Source organism: Acinetobacter sp. 479375, from assembly GCF_000581715.1.
GTDB lineage: Bacteria > Pseudomonadota > Gammaproteobacteria > Pseudomonadales > Moraxellaceae > Acinetobacter > Acinetobacter ursingii.
The window spans coordinates 125,599-147,117 of sequence record NZ_JEZN01000003.1; the positions used below are offsets into that span (position 1 = coordinate 125,599).

Annotated in this window: 17 protein-coding genes; 10 read left to right on the top strand and 7 right to left on the bottom strand. The window is 40.4% G+C overall.

The window, feature by feature from the left end; all coding sequences use genetic code 11:
* Window positions 1–81: 81 nt before the first annotated feature.
* Complete coding sequence (gene putA / locus J500_RS04380) at window positions 82–3,864, bottom strand: trifunctional transcriptional regulator/proline dehydrogenase/L-glutamate gamma-semialdehyde dehydrogenase (RefSeq protein WP_004998072.1); 3,783 nt, start codon at window positions 3,862–3,864, stop codon at window positions 82–84.
* Between the two features lie 134 nt (window positions 3,865–3,998).
* On the opposite strand from putA, the gene J500_RS04385 reads away from it, so the two are divergent.
* The gene (locus J500_RS04385) at window positions 3,999–4,487 is read left to right on the top strand and encodes an Lrp/AsnC ligand binding domain-containing protein (RefSeq protein ID WP_034698429.1); all 489 of its coding nucleotides are present in this window, start codon (window positions 3,999–4,001) and stop codon (window positions 4,485–4,487) included.
* A gap of 32 nt (window positions 4,488–4,519) precedes the next feature.
* On the opposite strand, the gene putP is transcribed toward J500_RS04385, so the two are convergent.
* From putP to J500_RS04410, 5 genes are all read right to left on the bottom strand, one after another.
* The gene (gene putP, locus J500_RS04390) at window positions 4,520–6,013 is read right to left on the bottom strand and encodes a sodium/proline symporter PutP (protein WP_034698431.1); all 1,494 of its coding nucleotides are present in this window, start codon (window positions 6,011–6,013) and stop codon (window positions 4,520–4,522) included.
* A gap of 380 nt (window positions 6,014–6,393) precedes the next feature.
* The gene (locus tag J500_RS04395; protein WP_373866498.1) at window positions 6,394–7,110 is read right to left on the bottom strand and encodes an SIR2 family NAD-dependent protein deacylase; all 717 of its coding nucleotides are present in this window, start codon (window positions 7,108–7,110) and stop codon (window positions 6,394–6,396) included.
* A 114-nt stretch (window positions 7,111–7,224) separates the two neighbouring features.
* A complete protein-coding gene (locus J500_RS04400; protein WP_034698437.1) occupies window positions 7,225–8,520 on the bottom strand; it encodes an MFS transporter in 1,296 nt (431 codons plus the stop codon).
* A 369-nt stretch (window positions 8,521–8,889) separates the two neighbouring features.
* Window positions 8,890–9,807, bottom strand: coding sequence for an alpha/beta fold hydrolase (locus J500_RS04405; RefSeq protein WP_004998063.1), 918 nt, complete (start codon window positions 9,805–9,807; stop codon window positions 8,890–8,892).
* 25 nt (window positions 9,808–9,832) lie between these two features.
* On the bottom strand, window positions 9,833–10,375 hold the full coding sequence (locus J500_RS04410; protein ID WP_004987904.1) for a PadR family transcriptional regulator: 543 nt from the start codon (window positions 10,373–10,375) through the stop codon (window positions 9,833–9,835).
* A 125-nt stretch (window positions 10,376–10,500) separates the two neighbouring features.
* Here J500_RS04410 and J500_RS04415 point away from each other — a divergent pair, with 125 nt between their 5' ends.
* The 3 genes from J500_RS04415 to J500_RS04425 all read left to right on the top strand — a co-directional run bounded on the left by J500_RS04415 (window position 10,501) and on the right by J500_RS04425 (window position 14,269).
* Window positions 10,501–12,525 carry an NADPH-dependent 2,4-dienoyl-CoA reductase gene (locus tag J500_RS04415; protein WP_004998061.1) on the top strand — a complete coding sequence of 675 codons (2,025 nt, stop codon included), beginning with the start codon at window positions 10,501–10,503 and terminating at the stop codon, window positions 12,523–12,525.
* A gap of 63 nt (window positions 12,526–12,588) precedes the next feature.
* Window positions 12,589–12,996, top strand: coding sequence for a nuclear transport factor 2 family protein (locus J500_RS04420; RefSeq protein ID WP_004998058.1), 408 nt, complete (start codon window positions 12,589–12,591; stop codon window positions 12,994–12,996).
* 187 nt (window positions 12,997–13,183) lie between these two features.
* The gene (locus J500_RS04425) at window positions 13,184–14,269 is read left to right on the top strand and encodes a YheT family hydrolase (protein WP_034698440.1); all 1,086 of its coding nucleotides are present in this window, start codon (window positions 13,184–13,186) and stop codon (window positions 14,267–14,269) included.
* 80 nt (window positions 14,270–14,349) lie between these two features.
* Here the strand turns inward: J500_RS04425 and J500_RS04430 are convergent, their stop codons facing one another.
* Window positions 14,350–14,793: a hypothetical protein gene (locus J500_RS04430; protein ID WP_004987892.1), complete on the bottom strand. Its 444-nt coding sequence runs from the start codon at window positions 14,791–14,793 to the stop codon at window positions 14,350–14,352.
* A 226-nt stretch (window positions 14,794–15,019) separates the two neighbouring features.
* On the opposite strand from J500_RS04430, the gene J500_RS04435 reads away from it, so the two are divergent.
* From J500_RS04435 to J500_RS04460, 6 genes are all read left to right on the top strand, one after another.
* A complete protein-coding gene (locus tag J500_RS04435) occupies window positions 15,020–16,657 on the top strand; it encodes a CTP synthase (RefSeq protein WP_004987889.1) in 1,638 nt (545 codons plus the stop codon).
* 25 nt (window positions 16,658–16,682) lie between these two features.
* Window positions 16,683–17,540 carry a 3-deoxy-8-phosphooctulonate synthase gene (gene kdsA, locus J500_RS04440; RefSeq protein WP_004998050.1) on the top strand — a complete coding sequence of 286 codons (858 nt, stop codon included), beginning with the start codon at window positions 16,683–16,685 and terminating at the stop codon, window positions 17,538–17,540.
* A 97-nt stretch (window positions 17,541–17,637) separates the two neighbouring features.
* Window positions 17,638–18,927 carry a phosphopyruvate hydratase gene (gene eno / locus J500_RS04445; RefSeq protein WP_004987883.1) on the top strand — a complete coding sequence of 430 codons (1,290 nt, stop codon included), beginning with the start codon at window positions 17,638–17,640 and terminating at the stop codon, window positions 18,925–18,927.
* Between the two features lie 12 nt (window positions 18,928–18,939).
* Window positions 18,940–19,329 carry a cell division protein FtsB gene (ftsB, locus tag J500_RS04450; protein WP_004987880.1) on the top strand — a complete coding sequence of 130 codons (390 nt, stop codon included), beginning with the start codon at window positions 18,940–18,942 and terminating at the stop codon, window positions 19,327–19,329.
* Window positions 19,295–20,014: a 2-C-methyl-D-erythritol 4-phosphate cytidylyltransferase gene (gene ispD / locus J500_RS04455; protein WP_004998049.1), complete on the top strand. Its 720-nt coding sequence runs from the start codon at window positions 19,295–19,297 to the stop codon at window positions 20,012–20,014. Before ftsB ends, ispD begins: the two co-directional genes overlap by 35 nt.
* 186 nt (window positions 20,015–20,200) lie before the next feature.
* Window positions 20,201–21,472 (top strand): D-amino acid dehydrogenase, encoded by a 1,272-nt coding sequence (locus J500_RS04460; protein ID WP_004998048.1) that lies wholly within the window; start codon window positions 20,201–20,203, stop codon window positions 21,470–21,472.
* Window positions 21,473–21,519: the final 47 nt, after the last annotated feature.

Sequence of the window (21,519 nt, forward strand, 5' to 3'; positions counted from 1 at the left end):
TTCAGGGCATTTAATCGTAATTGATGATACAGGTCTGATTCATTCAGACCCAGATATTTCGATGTAGTTACTCAGATACAGTTACTCAGACATGGTCATCAAACTTGCATTACCGCCTGCGGCAGCAGTATTGACACTGATGGCGTGTTCAATCACAAGACGTTCAAGCGGAATGACTTGCTCTGAATTTTGCAGATGAGTAATGCCTACAATTGCACCTTTACGATTGGCAATTTGCGTTTGTAATGTCTGCAATTCCTCAATCGAACCATGATGAAGCACTGCATCAAAATCCCCATGCTCGACATGACTAATTTCAATGATCGATTGGCGTACGGCTTTAGGTAACAGTTGTTCAAATCTTTGCAAGAATGGATGATTCTCCAATAACGCGACCTGACTGTTGACTGCAAAAATCGCCAGCATTTGATGAATCAAATCCAGTTCATTTTGCGCAAGTGCCAACACGTGTTTTCGCGGTAACATCATATAGCGATTAGTTTCACCTGTCGGGCCTTGTAAGTCAAAAGTATGACCGACACTCATCGGCACGACATTTGGAAACTTTTGCTCTGGATACTGTTGTTTTACCCATGCAAAAAATTCACGGAATAACGCCAACTGTGGTAATGGTTCAGAGATTTTCTCTGCCTTCACGCCAAATGGAATTTGCAAAGCTTTTTCAGAACAATCGGCCATTAAACGATAAAGATAGAGTGGGCCACCCGCTTTAGGGCCTGTACCTGATAAACCTTCACCACCAAAAGGCTGTACACCGACCACAGCGCCTACGATGTTGCGGTTGATATATAAATTACCCACTTCTGCATGTTGCACCACCGTATTGATAGTTTCATCGATACGAGTATGCAAGCCCATAGTTAAGCCATAACCTTTGGCATTAATACGTTCAAGAAGCTGTTGTACTTCGCCGTGTTTATAAGTAATCACATGCAAAACTGGGCCAAATACTTCACGCTCAAGATCATCAAGATTTGGAAGTTCAATCAATGTCGGTGCAACAAAAGTTCCCTGATTGAATTCGGATTGTTGGGTTGCGTCATCATTTAAAATCAACTGATGTACAGGATAGCCTTTGCTGCGCATTTTTTGGATATGCTGATCAATGCTTTGCTTTGCTTCTAAATCAATCACAGGGCCAATATCTGTTTTTAAGATAAATGGATTGCCCATGATCAATTGTTGCATTGCACCCTTAAGCATGGTGACGAGCGTTTTGGCATTGTCTTCTTGTACGCATAAAATACGTAGGGCAGAGCAACGTTGACCTGCACTGTCAAAAGCTGAGTTGACTACATCAATGACTACTTGTTCCGTCAATGCCGATGAATCAACAATCATGGCATTTTGACCGCCAGTTTCCGCAATCAGGGGAATAGCTTGACCTGTTGGTGATAGGCGTTTAGCCACAGTTTTTTGCAAAATTTTGGCGACTTCAGTTGATCCTGTAAACATGATGCCTTGAATTCGATCATCAGCACTCAGTTTGGCACCTACAGTTTCACCGCGACCGGGCAATAGCTGTAATACATCGGGTGGAATACCTGCTTCATGTAGCATTTGAACCGCTTGTGCCGCGATCAGTGGGGTTTGTTCTGCTGGCTTGGCAATCACACAGTTGCCTGCAGCTAAGGCTGCTGCGATTTGACCTGTAAAAATTGCCAGTGGGAAGTTCCAAGGACTAATACACAGCACCGTACCCAAAGGCTGAATTTGAATGTTGGGGTTCAGGCTTTCAATCTGCGTGGCGTAATAACGTAGAAAATCGACCGCTTCACGGACCTCTGCAATGGCATTGGCATAGGTTTTACCTGCTTCACGGCACAGTAGAACCATCAACGCTTGCACCTGTGATTCCATCACATCCGCCGCTTTTTTCAGTGCTGCGGCACGTTGATTTTTTTCGGTATTTGCCCAAGTTTGCTGTGCTTGAATTGCTGAATTTAATGCAACTTCAACATGTTCAAGCGTGGCTTCCTGAACATAGCCAACGATATCTGCATGAATGGCTGGATTCAGCAACGCTTGTGGGCTGACTTCAATTTGATCAACGCTCTGATTGAGAGTTTGAGCAAGTAAAGCTTTGCTTTCCCAGACTTTATGTTCAAGCTGCTGTGCTGTTTCATTTAACGCTGCCAAAGTTGCATCATTGGCAAGATCGAAACCTTTAGAGTTTTGGCGAGAATTTCCATACATATTAAGCGGTAATGGAATAGCAGGATGTTTTAAACCGACTTGACCTTCACGTGCCGCAATGTTTTGAATGTCTTTAAATGGCGATTGAATCAGATCTTCAATCTTTAAATTTTGATCGGCAATACGATTCACGAATGAAGTATTGGCACCATTTTCCAATAAACGACGTACTAAATAGGCGAGTAGCGTTTCATGATTACCTACAGGTGCGTAGATGCGACATGGAATACCGAGTTTATTGTCACTCCGAGAGCCAACCACTTGTTCGTATAGAGGTTCGCCCATACCGTGTAAGCACTGAAATTCGTACTGACCCACATAGTATTTGCTTGGATCGGCCAATTGATAAATGGTCGCAAGCGATTGTGCATTGTGAGTCGCAAACTGTGGGTAGATTTGTTCAGGTGCAGCCAAAAGTTTTTTGGCACAAGCAATATAAGACAAATCAGTATGGACTTTACGAGTAAAGACAGGGTAGTCATCCATACCATCGATTTGAGCTTTTTTAATTTCGCTATCCCAATACGCACCTTTGACCAAACGAATCATTAAACGCTTTTGACTACGTTTGGCTAGATCAACCACATAATCAACCACATAGAAGCAACGTTTTTGATAAGCCTGAATCACAAAACCAATGCCTTTCCATCCTGTAAGTTCTGGTTCAAAGCAAAGACGCTCTAATAATTCCAGTGAAATTTCCAGACGATCTGCTTCTTCGGCATCAATGTTTAAACCGATATCATATTTTTTTGCAAGCTGTGCCAACTCAAACACTTTGCCATAGAGTTCGTCATGCACACGGGCAATTTGCGAACGCTGGTAACGCGGATGCAATGCCGAGAGTTTGATCGAAATACCCGGACCATCGTAAACGCCTTTGCCATTGGATGCGCGTCCAATCGCATGAATCGCCTGCGTATAATCGTTAAAATAACGCTCAGCATCATGATCGGTGAGGGCTGCTTCACCCAACATATCGTAAGAGTAACGAAAGCCTTTGTGTTCAAGAGATTTGGCGTTGTCGAGTGCTTCTTCGATGGTTTCGCCCGTCACAAACTGCTCGCCCATCATACGCATCGCAACGTCGACTGCTTTACGAATGACACCACGACCGCTACGTGCAAGAATTGAGGTGAGTAAACCAGATAAACTACCTTGCTTCGGTGTTTCCATCAGTTTACCCGTCAGCATTAAACCCCAAGCTGCGGCATTGACAAACATCAAGCTACTTTGACCCACATGGTCTTTCCAGTTGCCTTGATTGATTTTGTCACGAATCAGTAAGTCGCGTGTTGCTGCATCAGGAATACGGAGCAAAGCCTCAGCCAAACACATGAGGGCGATGCCTTCCTGAGACGAAAGCGAAAACTCTTGTAATAAACCCTGAACAATCCCTGCTTTGCCCGAAGAGGTTTTGCGTTCGCGTAAAGCATTGGCAAGATCAAATGCCAATTCATAAATTTTATGGTCAAGTTCATCTGAAATTGCAGTCGCTTCAAGCAGTGTTTCTACAGCTTCAGGTTCTGGACGACGCCATGCAGTATTTATACGCTCTTCCAGTTCACTTTTTTCTTTAAATTCAGTGATATATCCGAAATGAGGTTTTGCTGTGTCCATATTTGGGTCGGTATCCATCATGTTCATGTCAAATTCCAATGACGATCTCACTCAAATCTTGTGAGATAGGTTTAGATAATTTATCATTGCAAAATAATTACCGAATAACTCACTATAATATGGGTATTTTTTAGTGAAATATTTTGTTTTGGGGCTTATTTATGTCGCTAGATCGTGTGGATTTAAAAATTCTTGATATTCTTCAAGAAGATGGAAAGATTTCAAATACTAAATTGGCTGAGGAAGTTAATCTTTCTGCAACGGCTGTTATGGCTCCAGTCCAAAAGCTGACTAAAGAACAATTTATCATTGGATACGAGGCAAAATTAAACGCAGAGAAGCTGCATGCCAGTTTTTTGGTCTTTGTCGAAGTTTTGCTCGATAAGACCACAGCGAACGGTTTGAATGAATTTATTGAGGCGGTAGCGGAGTATCCTGAGATTGTAGAATGTCATATGACCAGTGGTGGATTTGATTTCTTGATGAAAGTGCGTAGCGCCAATATGGAAGAATACCGTAAGTTTGCAGGAGAGATTTTATGGCAACTGCCTGGTGTGAAGGAAACGCGGAGTTATCCTGTGATGCAAGTGGTAAAAGAAACCTCAAAAATTAAATTACCCAAGCGCAATATAAAAAAAGGGACTTCGTAAAGTCCCTGATTTTAAAAATAAATTTTTAGCAATTATTTTGATGCATGATACAAACGATCTGCTTCTTCAAAACGATCAGTAACTTCTTTACCCGGTTTTTTACCTAACAGGCTTACCACGATAATGGTGATGGTTGCTAAAACGAAGCCCGGAATAATCTCGTAAATCCCTGTTGAAGCGAACAGATTTTTCCAGCCAATGACGACGACTGCACCGACGATCATGCCTGCCAAAGCGCCGTTTAAGGTCATGCGTTTCCAGAACAATGATAAAATAATCAGCGGACCAAAAGCAGCGCCAAAACCAGCCCATGCATAGGCAACCAAGCCCAGCACCTTACTTTCAGGATTACTGGCTAACCAGATCGCAAAGACTGAAATGGCAAGTACCATCAAACGGCCGACCCAAACCAGCTCTTTTTGCGATGCATTTTTACGCAGAAAAGATTTATAAAAATCTTCCGTTAGGGTACTTGAACAGACCAGAAGCTGGCAGCTCAAGGTACTCATCACCGCAGATAAAATTCCTGCCATGATAATTCCAGCAACCCATGGATTAAATAGGATCTGGGCCAGTTCCATAAACACCAATTCTGAATTGCTGCTAACTTTGCCTGCAAGTTCTGGGTGCAATTGGAAGAATGCGATACCAAAGAAACCAGCACCTACTGCGCCACCCAGACATAAAATCATCCATGACATGCCAATACGACGTGCGGCGGGAATAGATTTAACCGAATCGGCAGCCATGAAACGGACTAAAATATGTGGCTGACCAAAATAGCCTAAGCCCCATGCAGTTGCAGAGATAATAGCAATAAAACTCACGCCGGACAGCATGTTGTATGCATGTGGACGTGCTTCATTGATAAGCTGAGAAACATGTTGTTGACCATCACCAATCGCCAGATACGCAAAGATCGGGGTGAGCATCAAGGCAAAAAACATCATGCCAGCCTGAAAGGTATCCGTCCAGCTAATGGCGAGGAAGCCACCGATACACACATAGCTGATGGTTGCAATCGCACTGACCCATAAAGCAGTGTGATAATCCATACCAAAAATGGTTTCAAATAAACGCGCACCTGCGACCATGCCTGAAGCACAGTAAATTGAGAAGAAAATCAAAATGATGAGGGCAGATGAGACACGTAATAATTTTTTGGTGTCATGAAAACGATTGGTAAAATAATCTGGCAGTGTGAGCGCATTTGACTGGACTTCGGTATGTACACGTAAACGACCCGCAACAAATAACCAGTTGAGCCAAGCACCAATAATCAAACCAATGGCGATCCAGGCTTCTGAAAGCCCAGACAAATAAATCGCGCCAGGTAAGCCCATGAGTAACCAGCCACTCATGTCTGATGCGCCAGCCGATAATGCAGTAACGAAGCTACCGAGGCTTCGTCCACCTAAAATATAATCTGAAAAGTCTCTTGTGGCTCTGTAAGCGTAGAGACCAATACAGACCATTGCCACGATGTAGAATATAAACGTGATAATGGTTGGATTGATAGAATTCATGTGTGGGACCTATATCCATATGTGCATTTACGCGAGTAATCAACCAGTCCAAACAAAAAATTTGGTTGCCTAAAAATAAGGCGTTGATTCAAACACGGATGCCAAAATAATAACTGTTAATTTTAAGTATATTTTATGTAATTTTGTGTAAAAATATCTTGTGCAAAAATATTATTTAATATCTTTTATATTTCAATCAATTGGAAACTTTGTCTTGATTCTGTTTTTAGAATAGATGATCAAATAAGCAAAATTGGAATATATTTTAAGCAAAATGCTGAGCGAATGATCAATCTTGTAATTTTATTGTGACGCAAAAAATAGACGAATGAATGATTCAAAAGTAAAAATGGCCTGTAATTTTCAATCAAATCTAAAAATTAATCCTGCTTGAGTTGTTCAAAAAGTTGTTTCATCCCTTCAGACGCAGTTTTTTTAATTAAATGATATTGAGAAGGTACTCTTGAGTAATCCGCTTGTGGATCGATATAAAAAGCGTCGCAGTGAGTTGGAATTTCATGGATCAGTCCTGCGACGGGATAAACAGTTAAAGTCGAACCAATCACAATAAAAATATCGGCATCCTGTAACAGTTGAATTGCTTCATCATAAGCAGGAACCGCTTCACCAAACCAGACCACATGTGGACGAAGCGGATAACCTTCAGGACATTGATGGCGCTCTAAATCCAGTTGCCAACCTTCTATGGGATAAAAGTCTTGAGTAAATTGTGCGGTTGGCCCAGAACTTTTGGCTAAACGAATATTGCCATGTAAATGTAGAACTTGGCTTGAGCCTGCACGTTCATGTAAATCGTCTATGTTTTGGGTAATGACTTCAACATCATAATATTGCTCGAGTTGCGCAATATATTGATGAGCAATATTGGGTTCGGCATAGATGATTGTTTTTCGTCGCTCATTATAAAAGCGTTGAACGATTTCAGGATGACGTTGCCATGCTTCGGGCGTTGCAACATCTTCGATTCGATAATTTTCCCAGAGTCCATTGCTGTCACGAAAAGTGCTAATGCCACTTTCTGCGCTCATGCCTGCACCAGAGAAAACCATTAATTTTTTCATTTTGCTTCGCCGCATCTTATTTACTTCACTATATAAAGGTATAAGCAAATGAATCGATCGACAAGTCACAAGATGATATACCGAAAAAAATCCGCCACTTTTGGCGGATATTTAAAATGATCAAATTACTTACTTGTCATGATGTAAGTATTCAGATTCTTTTGGCAGCCTAAAACTACACAAGAAACAGATAATCAACATCACAATTACATAAATGAAGAACTCATTTTCAACGCCAGCCTGTTTAAATTGTAATGCAACCGCAGGGGCTGAACCGCCAAAGATTGCATTGGCCACTGCATAAGAGAAACCAACACCCAATGCACGAACATGCGGCGGGAACATTTCAGCCTTAATCAAGCCACTGATCGAGGTGTAGAAACTGAGGAACATCATCAAGAAGATGAGCAGTAAGGTCACGATCACAGGGGAGTAACTAAAGTGTCGCATGGCAATGACCATCACGGGATAGATCAAAATTGCACTGCCTGCACTAAAAGCCAACATCGATGCACGACGACCAATTCGGTCTGAGATTGCTCCAAATAAAGGTTGTGCAATCATATAAACAAACAGGGCGCAGGTCATCATATAGCCAACGGTTTTGCCGTCAATGCCTAAGCTGGTAATGTAGGTTTTTGAATAAACAGTAAGGACATAAAAAGTCAATGAACCTGCTGAGGTATAACCCACGACCAATAAGAATGTTGCCCAATGCTTTTTAAACAACTCGCGTAAAGAACCTGATTCTTTCTTTTCACTGTCTTCGTGGGAAAGTGTTTCTTCGAGTTTACTTCGAGCTAATAACGAAATAATGGCAGCAATACCACCAATCACAAACGGAATACGCCAGCCACCGTCCATGAGTTGTTGTTCACTCATAAAGGCCAGTAAAATCACACCTACCAAGCTCGCTAATAATTGACCACCTGAAAGCGTCACATATTGAAAAGAAGCATAAAAGCCACGGTGACCTTTGAGTGCAATTTCACTCATGTAGGTTGCAACAGCACCATATTCACCACCTACCGATAAACCTTGTAAGAGCCGAACCATGAGTAATAAAAATGGTGCAACCATACCGACTTGTTCATAAGTGGGTAATAATGCAAAAAGAAAGGAACTGACAGCCATTAAAGCAATCGAAATTACCATCGACTGTTTTCGACCATGTTTATCTGCAATCCGCCCAAATAACCAACTACCAATGGGGCGCATAAAGAAACTTGCTGCGAATACACCCCACACATAAATTCCCTGTGCAGTGGAGTTCATATCTGGCGCTGTTAATGCATGCTGAAAATACATCGCAAAAACTGCATAGATATAAAAATCGAACCATTCAACTAAATTACCAGAGGAAGCACCCACAATCCCTAGTACACGTTTTTTCTTCTCTTCTTTGGTATAAACGACTTCGCTCATATAAATATCCTATGTCCATTTATTCCTAATCATTTGCTTTGTTGCCAAAGCTTTTGCCCTTAATAAAACTAAAAAATATAAACGACGATTTAGGATACTCCTGTTGTAAAGCTTGGTTCTATAGTAATAAATTACAATTTATCCAGTGATCTAAAAAATATGGTAATATTCACAAAAATAAACTTTATAAAACAAAATCTTGAGTTAATTATAATGCTTTAGTTGAATCGATCGTTATTTGAATAATAAAGCATCATGTTGTTTGCTTAAATTAATGCTCACTCTGTCATGATCAATCATTTGAGTGATTTTAATCAGGGTTGCTCAAGCTGCTTGTTGCTTTATGAAAGATTTGAAGCTAAGTGTTCCTTATAAAGCTTCGAGTCGATTTAGAAATTTACGAATTTCTTGACTAAACTTTTTGGGTTCAGTGAGTAAAGGCGTATGGCCTGAACGTTTAAAATAAATAGGTTGGGACTTTTTAACGCTTTTGGCAATAATGGTTTGACCTGTTACAGGATATAAAGACGAATTTTTACCAATAAAAAAGGTGGTTGGACATTCAAGTTGAGCAATTGCTTGACGATAATCTTCTTGATGATTCAAGTAATTTTTTACATACCAGTGTAAGTAGTCTATCCGTTGAATAGGAAGCAGATATTTTTGCAAGGGTGGTTTGTTTAATGCCAGTTTAAAGATCATCGGACTATATTTATTGCTGCTTTGTAGTTCAATAAATTCTGACCACAGTTGTACCAATTGCTGTCGCTGTAAAAAAGGTAAGTCATTTAAATCAAGCACATTCGGGTATTGATTCAATAAATCATCAAGTGCGGTCAGTAAAAATTTAAAATCTTGATGTTTTTCACCAAAAAGGCCAAATTGCCATGATTTATCGACTGTAATTTTGGGGGTCTGATCGATGTGTAAATACGCTTTCAGCTGCTGTGCCAGATTGCCATGTTGCATACCATGCATTGCTGTGGTCGCACCCATTGAGTAGCCGATTAGAATAAATTGCTGAAGATTTAATTGTTGTATTAATGTCTCAATATCTCGCCAATGACTAGAAATAGCATCTAATTCTTGGGGAATCGCACAGTTTTTAGAGCGACCAAAACCGCGCCAATCTGGAATAATAAACTCGTATTTATTTAAGTTCGTGAAAATAAAAGGAAGCCATTGCCAACTGACCATACCGAGTCCTGATAAAACGACAACAGGTTCTCCACGTCCAATACGGCGTACAAATAACTGTTCCTGATCAGGCATGGTATGAAAAGGCATGTTTTATTCCTCGTATCAAAATAATTTAACTGTTCTCAAATTGTTGAAGCTGTGGAATAACATCCTCCAACCAGTCAATCCAGCCTTTTTCCAAGTTTATCCCAAGTTCGAGTATTTTTTTATGAATAAATAAAACTCGGTCTTGTTCCTTCTGATCCTTAAAGTCTTTTTCATACATATTTTGGTAAATTTCAAGTTTATTTTTATGTAAGAATAGATGACGTTCCAGTTCTAGCAGAATTTGATTTCCGCCTAATTGTGCTTCGGCACGAAGTCGAACCATCAGATCTTCACGTAGTTGGGCAGGCTCACTTTTTTGAATCAACCAATCTGCCAGTTCAACTCGTCCAGGCTGTTCAACCTGATAGGTTTTTTTACGGCTATGTTCACTTTCTTCCTCAATGGTCGAAATCCAGCCTTTTCCTAACATATTATTGAGTTCACGATAAATTTGTTGATGACTCGCATTCCAGAAAAAACCCATGGAACGGTCAAAACGACGTGCCAATTCAAAACCTGTACTTGGTTTTTCCAGTAAGCTGGTGAGTAAAACGTGCGACAGTGACATGGCAATCCATAACATTTTGTGACTGATAGGATTATGCAATATGTTGCATAAAAAATAAAATTTGATTATAAGTTTATGCAACAAATTGCATAAAGCAAGCCAGAATAGCAAGCGAAGGAGTTTTTATGTCGTCATATCCGCATTTATTAGCCCCACTGGATTTGGGTTTTACCACTTTAAAAAATCGTGTCTTAATGGGTTCCATGCATGTGGGCTTAGAAGAAGTGCCAGGTGGATATGAACGCATGGCGGCATTTTATGCAGAACGTGCCAAAGGCGAAGTTGGCTTGATTGTGACGGGCGGTATTTCACCTAATGATGATGGTGTGACTTTTGCGGGTGGTTCTAAGCTAGATAGCATTGAAGAGGCTGAACATCATAAAGTCATTACACAGGCGGTACATGACGCAGGTGGTAAAATTGCCATGCAGATTTTACATACAGGTCGTTATTCTTATCAGCCAGAAAATGTTGCGCCTTCAGCCATGCAGGCTCCAATCAATCCGGTTAAACCTAAAGCTTTGAGTTCTGCTGAAGTAGAACAAACGATTTTTGATTTTGTGAACTGCGCCAAACTTGCTCAATATGCAGGCTATGACGGTGTTGAAATCATGGGTTCAGAAGGTTATCTCATCAATGAATTTATTGCGCAACGTACTAACCACCGTGATGATGAATGGGGCGGAAGCTATGAAAATCGTATTCGTTTTCCGATCGAAATCGTAAAACGTACTCGCGAGGAAGTGGGTGAAAATTTTATCATCATTTATCGTTTATCAATGTTAGATTTGGTTGAAGGCGGTTCAACGCTTGAAGAAGTGATTCAACTTGCCAAAGAAATCGAAAAAGCAGGCGCAACCATTATTAATACCGGTATTGGCTGGCACGAAGCACGAATTCCAACCATTGCGACCAAAGTTCCTCGTGCTGCATTTACATGGGTGACAGAAAAATTAAAAGGTGTGGTTAAAGTTCCGCTTATTACTTCAAACCGTATCAATACTCCTGAAATGGCAGAGCATATCTTGGCTCAAGGTCATGCGGATATGATCTCAATGGCGCGTCCAATGCTGGCCGACTCTGAATTTGTGTTAAAAGCAAAAGAAGGGCGTAGTGATGAAATCAATACTTGTATTGGATGTAATCAGGCCTGTCTGGATCATATTTTTTCTATGCGTACAGCAACTTGTTTGGTCAATCCACGTGCTTGCTATGAAACGGAGCTGATTTTTAAAGAAGCATCAGCCAAAAAACAAATCGCTGTGATTGGTGCAGGTCCAGCAGGTTTAAGTTTTGCTGTTTATGCCGCCAGTCGTGGACATCAGGTCAAAGTTTTTGAAGCCAGTCATCAAATTGGTGGACAATTTAACATTGCTAAAACCATTCCTGGCAAAGAAGAATTTTACGAAACCCTACGCTATTTTAAGCGTCAAATTGAACTTCAACCCAATATTCAACTGGTATTAAATCATACTGCGACGTTTGATGAACTGGTCAATTCGCAATTTGATGACATCGTGGTTGCAACGGGGGTAACACCGCGTCAACTCCAAATTGATGGAATCGATCATCCTAAAGTGTTGAGCTATATTCAAGTGTTACGTGAGCGAGTAGCTGTAGGGCAGCGTGTTGCCATTATAGGAGCTGGTGGTATTGGTTTTGATACTGCTGAATATCTGACGCAACATGGTGAAAGTGCTAGTGTGAATCCTGAAAAATTCTATGATGAATGGGGAATCGACACCACTTATGCGCACGTGGGTGGTTTAAAACAACCCGAGTTAGAGCCATCTGAACGCGAAGTTTTTTTATTACAGCGTAAGGATTCTTCTGTGGGTGCAAATTTAGGTAAAACTACAGGCTGGATTCATCGTACAGGTTTAAAACATCGCAATGTCAAAATGATTGCAGGTGCGCATTATCAGAAAATAGATGATGAAGGTTTACACATTTTGGTCGGTGACAAAGCAATGACTTTGGCTGTCGATCATGTGGTGATTTGTGCAGGACAGGAGTCTTATACCGCCATGTATGACGCATTGCATCAAAGTGGCAAAACTGTACATCTCATTGGTGGTGCCAAAGAGGCGGGTGAGTTGGATGCTAAACGTGCAATTCGTCAAGGAGCGGAGTTAGCTGCGAAGCTATAAATGGATCACAAAGAGCATTTTTGAAAAATGCTCTTTACTTTTTTAAGTGACAAGGAAAATGCAATGATAATTGAAACTACAAAACAAGCTTTGGAAAAATGGCATCACATGGTCAAGTCAGGTGATTTATCAGATTTAAATGACCTATTGGCTGAAAATGTCGTGTTTCGTTCACCTGTTGCTTATCAGCCTTACGAAGGGCAACAAGTGGTTTATTTTATTTTGACCAATGTGATTCAGGTTTTTGAAGATTTTACTTATCACCGAGAGTTTTATACTGAAGACGGTTTAAATGTTGTACTTGAGTTTAGTGCCAATGTCAGTGGAAAATCATTAAAAGGCATTGATATGATTCGCTTTAATGAACAAGGTCAAATTGTTGATTTTGAAGTGATGATTCGTCCAAAAACTGGTTTGGCCGCTTTGGCGGAAAAAATGGGTGAACGATTTGCCAAGTATCAAGTCAGTTAAAGAAGAATGAAATAGCCAAAGCAATTTTTAAACGATCTAATATCAATATCGCTTAAAAGTTGTAAGGCAATACCATCATTGACCACACAGTATTGAGTTCATTGGGGTGAGAAAATCTAAGCAATATGGTTAAGGTTGTACGTTACGGCGACAACTATTTCACTCATTGACAAAGGTGTTATCGAATATGGGTCTATCGATTTTAAACAGAATCAAAATTTTGGGTTCAGAATTATTTGACTCGGTTGTTGGCGCTGAACAACCTAAAATCTATTATGACCCGAATGGGACGATTAAAGATGTTTTGGGGAAACTTCCTCAACTAAAGCAAAAATATCGACCTACGCCGTGGTTGAGTAACCACCATGTTCATTTACTTTATTTTGATCTCATTAAAAAGAAAACTATAAAGTTAAATTATGATCGGATTGATCAACTCACGATGCAAGATGGCGGCATTACCGCAATTGCTTGGTACGGTTATGATCTTCCACCTGAAACCCCGACAATAGTGATCATGCATACCATTACAGGAACACCTGAAAGCATGCGCGAATTGGTCAAAGATTTGCACGAATATACAGGCTGGCGAATTGCACTATGTTTACGACGTGGTCACGCCGGTTTAGCTATGCCTGTGCCGCAGATTTCATTGTTTGGATCAACCCCTGATTTGAAAGAGCAACTGTTGCATATCCAACGTTTATTTCCAGACTCAAACTTATACGCCGTGGGGTCTTCCGCAGGGACAGGGCTTTTGGTGCGTTATCTGGGTGAGCAAGGTTTAAATACGCCATTTAAGGCAGCATTTGCCATGTGTCCAGGTTATAACACTGAAATTGGCTTTAAAAATGTTCATCCTTTTTACAGCAAGATAATGACCAAAAAATTATTTAAATATTTTATTGATCCTTATCAACAGACATGGAGTCAAACGGCTTCACTCAAAAAGGTATTGGCGACCACGAATCTTGAAGATTTCGAAAAAGAGTATTTTGAAATGGCAGGCTTTGAGGATTATCAGAGCTATTGTCAGGCTATCAATCCAATTTATGTATTTGAAAATGTGAAAATCCCATTGATCATTTTAAATGCGGAAGATGATCCTGTGTGTTCAATTAAAAATTTAGAACCCTATAAAGATGTCATTCAGAAAATGGACAATATTGCCGTCATTACCACCAAAAAAGGCAGTCATTGTGGTTTTTATGAGGGATTTGCTACGCGATCTTGGGCGGCACGACTCATGGCAGATTTTTTGAAAAACTATTAGATTCAATATTGTTTTTAGATTGAGCACAATAAAAAAGCAGATAAGCATGACTTATCTGCTTTTTTATGCGGCATTAAAACTTAGTTTTTTAATGCAGGTGTAGCTGCTGCAATTGCTGCTGCAACTGCATCATCTTCACTTTGAGAGCTATTATTGCTGCTTGATTTAGCTGAAGCCGTTTGCTCAGTGGTTGGTTTAACTGATTCGGTTTTCACGGTTTCTTTCTTTGGTTCTGGTGTAACTGTCTCTTGAGCTGCTGTATTGCCTTGAGCAGATGTAGAAGAAACCTCACGGCGCACTTCTGTGGTCGTATTTGGTGTTTCTTCACGTTCTACTTGAACCTGAGTTGGAATGTCTTGTTGAGTTTCTGCGCTATCAAGCGATTTAAACTCAGTAGGTTGTTGCTCCTGAGTGGTAGTCTCCACTTGTTCTTGCTCTTCTTCTTTAGGTGGTTCTTTTTTAACACATGCAGTTAAAAGGAGACCTGTTGCAATCGCGCCACAAATTAAAAGTTTCTTATTCATACTTGCACAAATCTATGCTTAATCGAGGTGGAGTCATTATAACAGCAAATATAAGATTGAAAATCCTAGTCATGCCACCTAATTTTTTATCGAAAATGCTGATAGAATAGCCAATTGTTTATTGTTCTATGAATTGCGGCGGATTGACTTTGCTTTATAGGTACAGAGTAAAGTAAAATTGCCCAACATTGTAGGCCGATTTAGGCTCGATTGTACGAGAAACTCAATGACCCATTTTATTTTCGTGACTGGTGGTGTGGTTTCATCACTAGGTAAAGGTATTTCAGCTGCTTCAGTTGCTGCACTTTTAGAAGCCCGTGGTTTAAAAGTGACCATGGTAAAAATGGATCCATACATTAATGTCGATCCGGGAACAATGAGTCCCTTCCAGCATGGTGAAGTTTTTGTCACAGAGGATGGTGCCGAAACTGACCTAGATTTGGGTTATTACGAACGTTTCCTACGTCGTGCGAAAATGACCAAATTGAACAATTTTACCAGTGGCCGAGTTTACCAAGATGTTTTAAATAAAGAACGTCGTGGTGATTATCTTGGTGGTACGGTACAAGTGATTCCACATATTACCGACAATATTAAAGAGCGCGTATTAGCCGCAGGTGAAGGCTATGACGTCGCCATTGTTGAAATTGGCGGTACTGTGGGTGATATCGAATCACTTCCTTTTATGGAATCTGTACGTCAGTTGATGGTTGAACTGGGTCATAAGCGCACGATGTTGATGCATTTGACATTGCTTCCTTATATTAAATCTGCTGCTGAACTTAAGACCAAGCCAACACAGCATTCTGTAAAAGAGCTGTTGTCTATTGGTATTCAGCCAGATATTTTGATCTGTCGTACTGAACACGATGTCGACGCCGACACCAAACGTAAAATCGCATTGTTTACCAATGTTGAAGCACGTGCGGTTGTGGTGTGTAAAGATGCAAAAACCATTTACCAGATTCCACGTGATTTCTATGAGCAAAACGTTGACGATTTAATTTGTGAACGTTTTGGTTTTAATGAATTACCTGAAGCAGATCTGACGGATTGGGATCAGGTGTGTGAAGCATTATTTAACCCTGAATACACAGTTCGTGTAGCAATGGTGGGTAAATATGTTGAGCTTCCAGATGCTTATAAATCGGTCAATGAAGCTTTATTGCATGCGGGTATTCAAAATCGTGTCAAAGTTCAGATTGACTATGTTGATGCTGAAAAATTTGAAGATTTAGACGCGTCTGTATTGGACAGCGCTGATGCAATATTAGTTCCTGGTGGTTTTGGTGAGCGTGGAACTGAAGGCAAAATGAAAGCCATTCAATATGCACGTGAAAAACAAGTTCCATTTTTAGGAATTTGTTTGGGTATGCAACTTGCAGTGGTGGAATATGCCCGCCATGTAGCAGGCATGGCCGATGCAACTTCGACTGAGTTTAATCGCACCACTAAATTCCCTGTAATTGGTTTGATTACCGAGTGGTTAGATGAACGTGGTGAATTGCAGCAACGTAGTCTTGAGTCGGATTTGGGTGGAACGATGCGTTTAGGCGCACAAAAATCCGAGTTGGTTGAAGGCACTAAAACACGTGAAGTGTATGGTAAAGCTGAAATTACTGAACGTCATCGCCATCGTTATGAAATGAATAACCGTTTCATTGAGCCACTTGAAAAAGCAGGTATGAAGATTTCGGGTTATTCAACCGCACAACATTTGGTAGAAACAGTGGAAATTCCTGAACATCCTTGGTTTATTGCTGTACAATTCCATCCGGAGTTTACAAGTTCACCTCGCGATGGACATCCATTATTTGCAAGCTTTATTGATGCTGCGAAAAAACAGTATCAAAAGAGCAAGTAATCGACGCATGAACTAGGAAGTTTAAATGTCACAATTAAAACCACAAGAAATTGTACGTTTAGGCGATATACAAATGGCAAATCATTTGCCATTTGTATTATTCGGCGGTATGAACGTATTAGAATCAAAAGACTTAGCCTTTGAAATTGCAGAAACCTATATCGATATCTGCAAACGTCTTGATATTCCTTATGTATTTAAAGCCAGCTTTGATAAAGCCAATCGTTCTAGCCTGCATTCATTTCGTGGTCCAGGACTAGAGAAAGGCATTGAATGGTTAGGTGAAATTAAAAAACAGTTTAATGTGCCGATTATTACCGATGTGCATGAACCATATCAGGCTGCACCAGTTGCTGAAGTCGCTGATATTATCCAGTTGCCTGCATTTTTAAGTCGTCAAACTGATCTGGTTGAAGCGATGGCAAAAACTCAAGCCATTATTAATATTAAAAAAGCCCAGTTTCTTGCCCCACATGAAATGCGTCATATTCTGCATAAATGTCTTGAAGCAGGAAATGACAAATTGATTTTGTGTGAACGTGGTTCGGCGTTTGGTTATAACAATCTGGTTGTCGATATGTTGGGCTTTGACATCATGAAAGACATGAATGTCCCTGTATTTTTCGATGTCACCCACGCTTTGCAAACCCCAGGTGGTCGTTCTGATTCTGCGGGTGGTCGTCGTGCACAAATCACGACTTTAGCACGTGCAGGCATGGCAACAGGTTTGGCTGGTTTGTTTTTGGAAGCGCATCCTGATCCAGACGTTGCCAAATGTGATGGGCCATCAGCTTTACATTTATCGCAACTAGAGCCATTTTTAGCACAAATTAAAGAATTGGATACCTTAGTAAAAGGTTTCAAAAAATTAGACACCCACTAAGTTTTTTACATCTAGATCGATTGATGACAATCATATTTTTATTATCGTTTAAGCTGTAAATCACTTATTTCATATTCATTTAACCGAGGAATTGTTCATGAGCCAAATCGTTGACATTCGTGCACGTGAAATTTTGGACTCTCGTGGTAACCCAACCATCGAGGCTGATGTCATTTTAGAATCTGGCGTTGTTGGCCGTGCATGTGCACCATCTGGTGCTTCAACTGGTTCTCGTGAAGCTTTAGAACTACGTGACGGTGATAAAGCACGTTATTTAGGCAAAGGCGTTAAAACTGCGGTGAATAACGTAAATACGATTATCCGTGACGCTTTAGTGGGTAAATCAGTATTTGAACAAAAAGACATCGATAACACGATGATCACGCTTGATGGTACTGAAAACAAAGAAAAATTAGGTGCTAACGCAACTTTAGCAGTTTCTTTGGCCGCTGCACGTGCGGCTGCTACTGAAAAGAAAATTCCTCTTTTCCAATATATCGCAGATTTACGTGGTCAAACCACTTTGACTATGCCTGTACCTATGATGAACATCATTAATGGTGGTTCACATGCAGACAACAATGTTGATATTCAAGAGTTTATGATTGAGCCAGTGGGTTTCACTTCATTTGCTGAAGCATTACGTGCGGGTGCTGAAATCTTCCATTCCTTAAAATCAGTTTTAAACAAAAAAGGTTTAAACACTGCTGTAGGTGATGAAGGTGGTTTTGCTCCGAACTTGCGTTCAAATGAAGAAGCCATCACGGTGATTCTTGAAGCAATTGGTCAAACGGGTTACAAAGCGGGTTCTGACATTATGCTTGCACTTGACTGTGCATCGTCTGAATTCTACAAAAATGGTCAATATATTCTTGCAGGGGAAGGCAATAAAGCATTCACAAGCAACCAGTTCTCTGACTATTTAGCAGGACTTGTAAATCAATATCCAATTATTTCGATCGAAGATGGTTTAGATGAATCTGACTGGGAAGGTTGGAGCTATTTAACTTCGATTTTGGGTGATAAAATCCAATTGGTGGGTGACGATTTATTCGTTACAAATCCAAAGATTTTACAACGCGGTATTGATGAGAAAGTGGGTAATTCGATCCTGATCAAATATAACCAAATTGGTACTTTGACTGAAACTTTAGATGCGATCTATCTTGCTAAAGCGAATGGTTATAGCACCGTGATTTCACATCGTTCTGGTGAAACAGAAGATTCAACCATTGCTGATTTGGCAGTGGGTACCGCAGCTGGTCAAATCAAGACTGGTTCACTTTGCCGTTCTGACCGTGTAGCAAAATATAACCAATTACTTCGTATTGAAGAATTGACTCATGCTGCATATCGCGGTAAAGCTGAGTTCAAGGGTTTAAACTAATCTTTGGGTGCTATGTTAGAAGTATTTAAATCGACTTCGAGCAAATTGATACTGTTACTCGCCATCGTTTTGGTGGCGAGTTTTCAGTACAGTTTCTGGTGGGGAGAAGGTGGTTACTTTGCTCACCAAACTTTACGTCAGCAAATTACACAACAAGCTGAAATAAACGAAGAATTGAAAGAAAGAAACCGTATTTTAGCGGCAGAAGTGTTTGATCTTAAAAATGGTAGCGAAGCCATTGAGGAACATGCGCGTTTGGATTTAGGTCTGATTAAGCCTCGTGAGACTTTTGTACAAATGAGTACCATCAGTACCCATTACAAACCGATTTATATTGATCCAAATGCCAAAGTCGACATGGAAACCAATGAAACCCCGCCAAATCCAGATGTCCCAGATTAAATTGTGGGCAGTGATTCCTGCTGCGGGTTCAGGAAGTCGTTTTTCTAAAACTGAGCTTAAACAATATCAAACGATTCAAGATCGAACGGTACTTGAGCATACGATTGATCGATTGAATGCATTACCTTTACAAGGTTATGTATTGGCGATTGGTGCACAAGATACAGTGGCTAAAAATTTAAACTTCGCTGCATCTGAAAAAGCACATTTTTGTCTGGGCGGTGCTGAGCGTGTGCATTCCGTTTTAAATGCTTTGCGTTATTTGGCTCAGATTGCATCGGATGATGATTATGTCTTGGTGCATGATGCTGCACGTCCATGTGTAAGTGCTGAAAATTTAAAAGAATTGGCAGATTACTGTGTTGAGCGTGATACTGCTGCTATCTTGGCAATTCCTGTACGTGACACTTTAAAATTTGCCACGGATCAACATATTCAAAACACGGTGAGCCGTGATCATTTATGGCAAGCCCAAACACCACAAATGGCGAAACTGGGTGTGCTTCGTGATGCCATTGAAAAAGCATTAAATGAGGGCATCAATATCACAGATGAAGCCAGTGCACTTGAGTATGCAGGTATTTCAGTCGATGTGGTACAAGGACGTTCAGATAATATCAAAATCACTTATACAGATGACCTAGAATTGGCACGTTTAATACTGGCATCACAACACGTCTTGTAAGTCGTCTAAAGAGAAAACCGAATTGTAATCATGATTGACAAGCGTTCACACAACACGGCTTGTCATCCGCTTTATTCAGAATTAATTTTAATTATCTATATTTTAAAACTTGTTAACTTCTATTTATTTCTTACTAAAAATATAGAACAGCATTTTCCATTCAATTGATAAAAAAGCAGGCCTTGTATGCATATTATCGTGTTAGGTGCAGGCGTTATTGGAACTACTTCCGCATATTATTTAAAACAGGCAGGGAACGAAGTCACGGTGATTGACCGACAGCCGGGCGTTGCGCTAGAAACCAGCTTTGCCAATGCAGGACAAATTTCACCTGGCTATGCCTCACCGTGGGCGGCGCCGGGTGTGCCACTAAAAACATTTAAATGGATGTTTCAGCATCACGCACCATTAACGATTAAAATCACAGGGGATATGTACCAGTATCACTGGATGGTGCGTATGTTGGCAGAATGTAATATTCATCGTTATCAAATTAATAAAGAACGCATGGTCAGAATTTCAGAATATAGTCGTGACTGTTTGGATGAGTTACGTCATGAAACAGGCATCCATTTTGATGAGCGCCAGTTGGGAACATTACAACTCTTTAGAAAACAACAGCAATTGGATTCGGCTGAAAAAGATACTCAAGTCCTGAAAGAAGAAGGTGTACCTTATCAACTTTTGGATAAACAAGGCGTGATTCAGGCTGAGCCTGCATTAGCCAAAGCAACCGTTGATTTTGTTGGTGGGTTGCGTTTACCTAATGATCAAACAGGTGATTGTCAAAAATTCACTGTAGAGCTGGCAGAACTTGCGCAAAAGCAAGGCGTGCAGTTTTTGTTTAACCACAGCATAGATTATCTTGAAAAAGACGCTGATCAAATTAGTGCAGTTGTTTTGCAAAATGGTCAAAGAATCAAAGGCGATGCCTATGTGATGGCTCTCGGAAGTTATAGTCATGAAATGCTAAAACAGATTGGGATTTTTGCACCTGTTTATCCACTGAAAGGCTATTCGATTACGACGCCCATCATTGATGCAGCTATGTCTCCAGTCTCGACCATTTTAGATGAGAGTTATAAAATCGCATTAACCCGTTTTGACGATCGTATTCGCGTAGGTGGCATGGCGGAAATTAATGGTTTTGATCGCTCTTTGGATACTTCGCGTGAAGATACCCTTAAGATGGTTTTACATCAATTATTTCCGTATGCCAGTGATTTGGATCAGGCAAGTTTCTGGACAGGACTGCGACCTGCAACACCAGATGGCACACCCATTGTAGGCAAAACTAAATATTCCAATTTATTTACCAATACTGGGCACGGTACACTTGGCTGGACGATGTCTTGTGGTTCTGCCAAACTTTTAGCCGATTTGATCTCAAATCGAACGCCACAGATTCAGGCAGATGATTTAAGTATTGAACGTTATGAAAAACTTGCGCATATTTAGATCCTTTAAATTTTGGTCAGACAATCAAAAGTTCAAATCTTGATGTT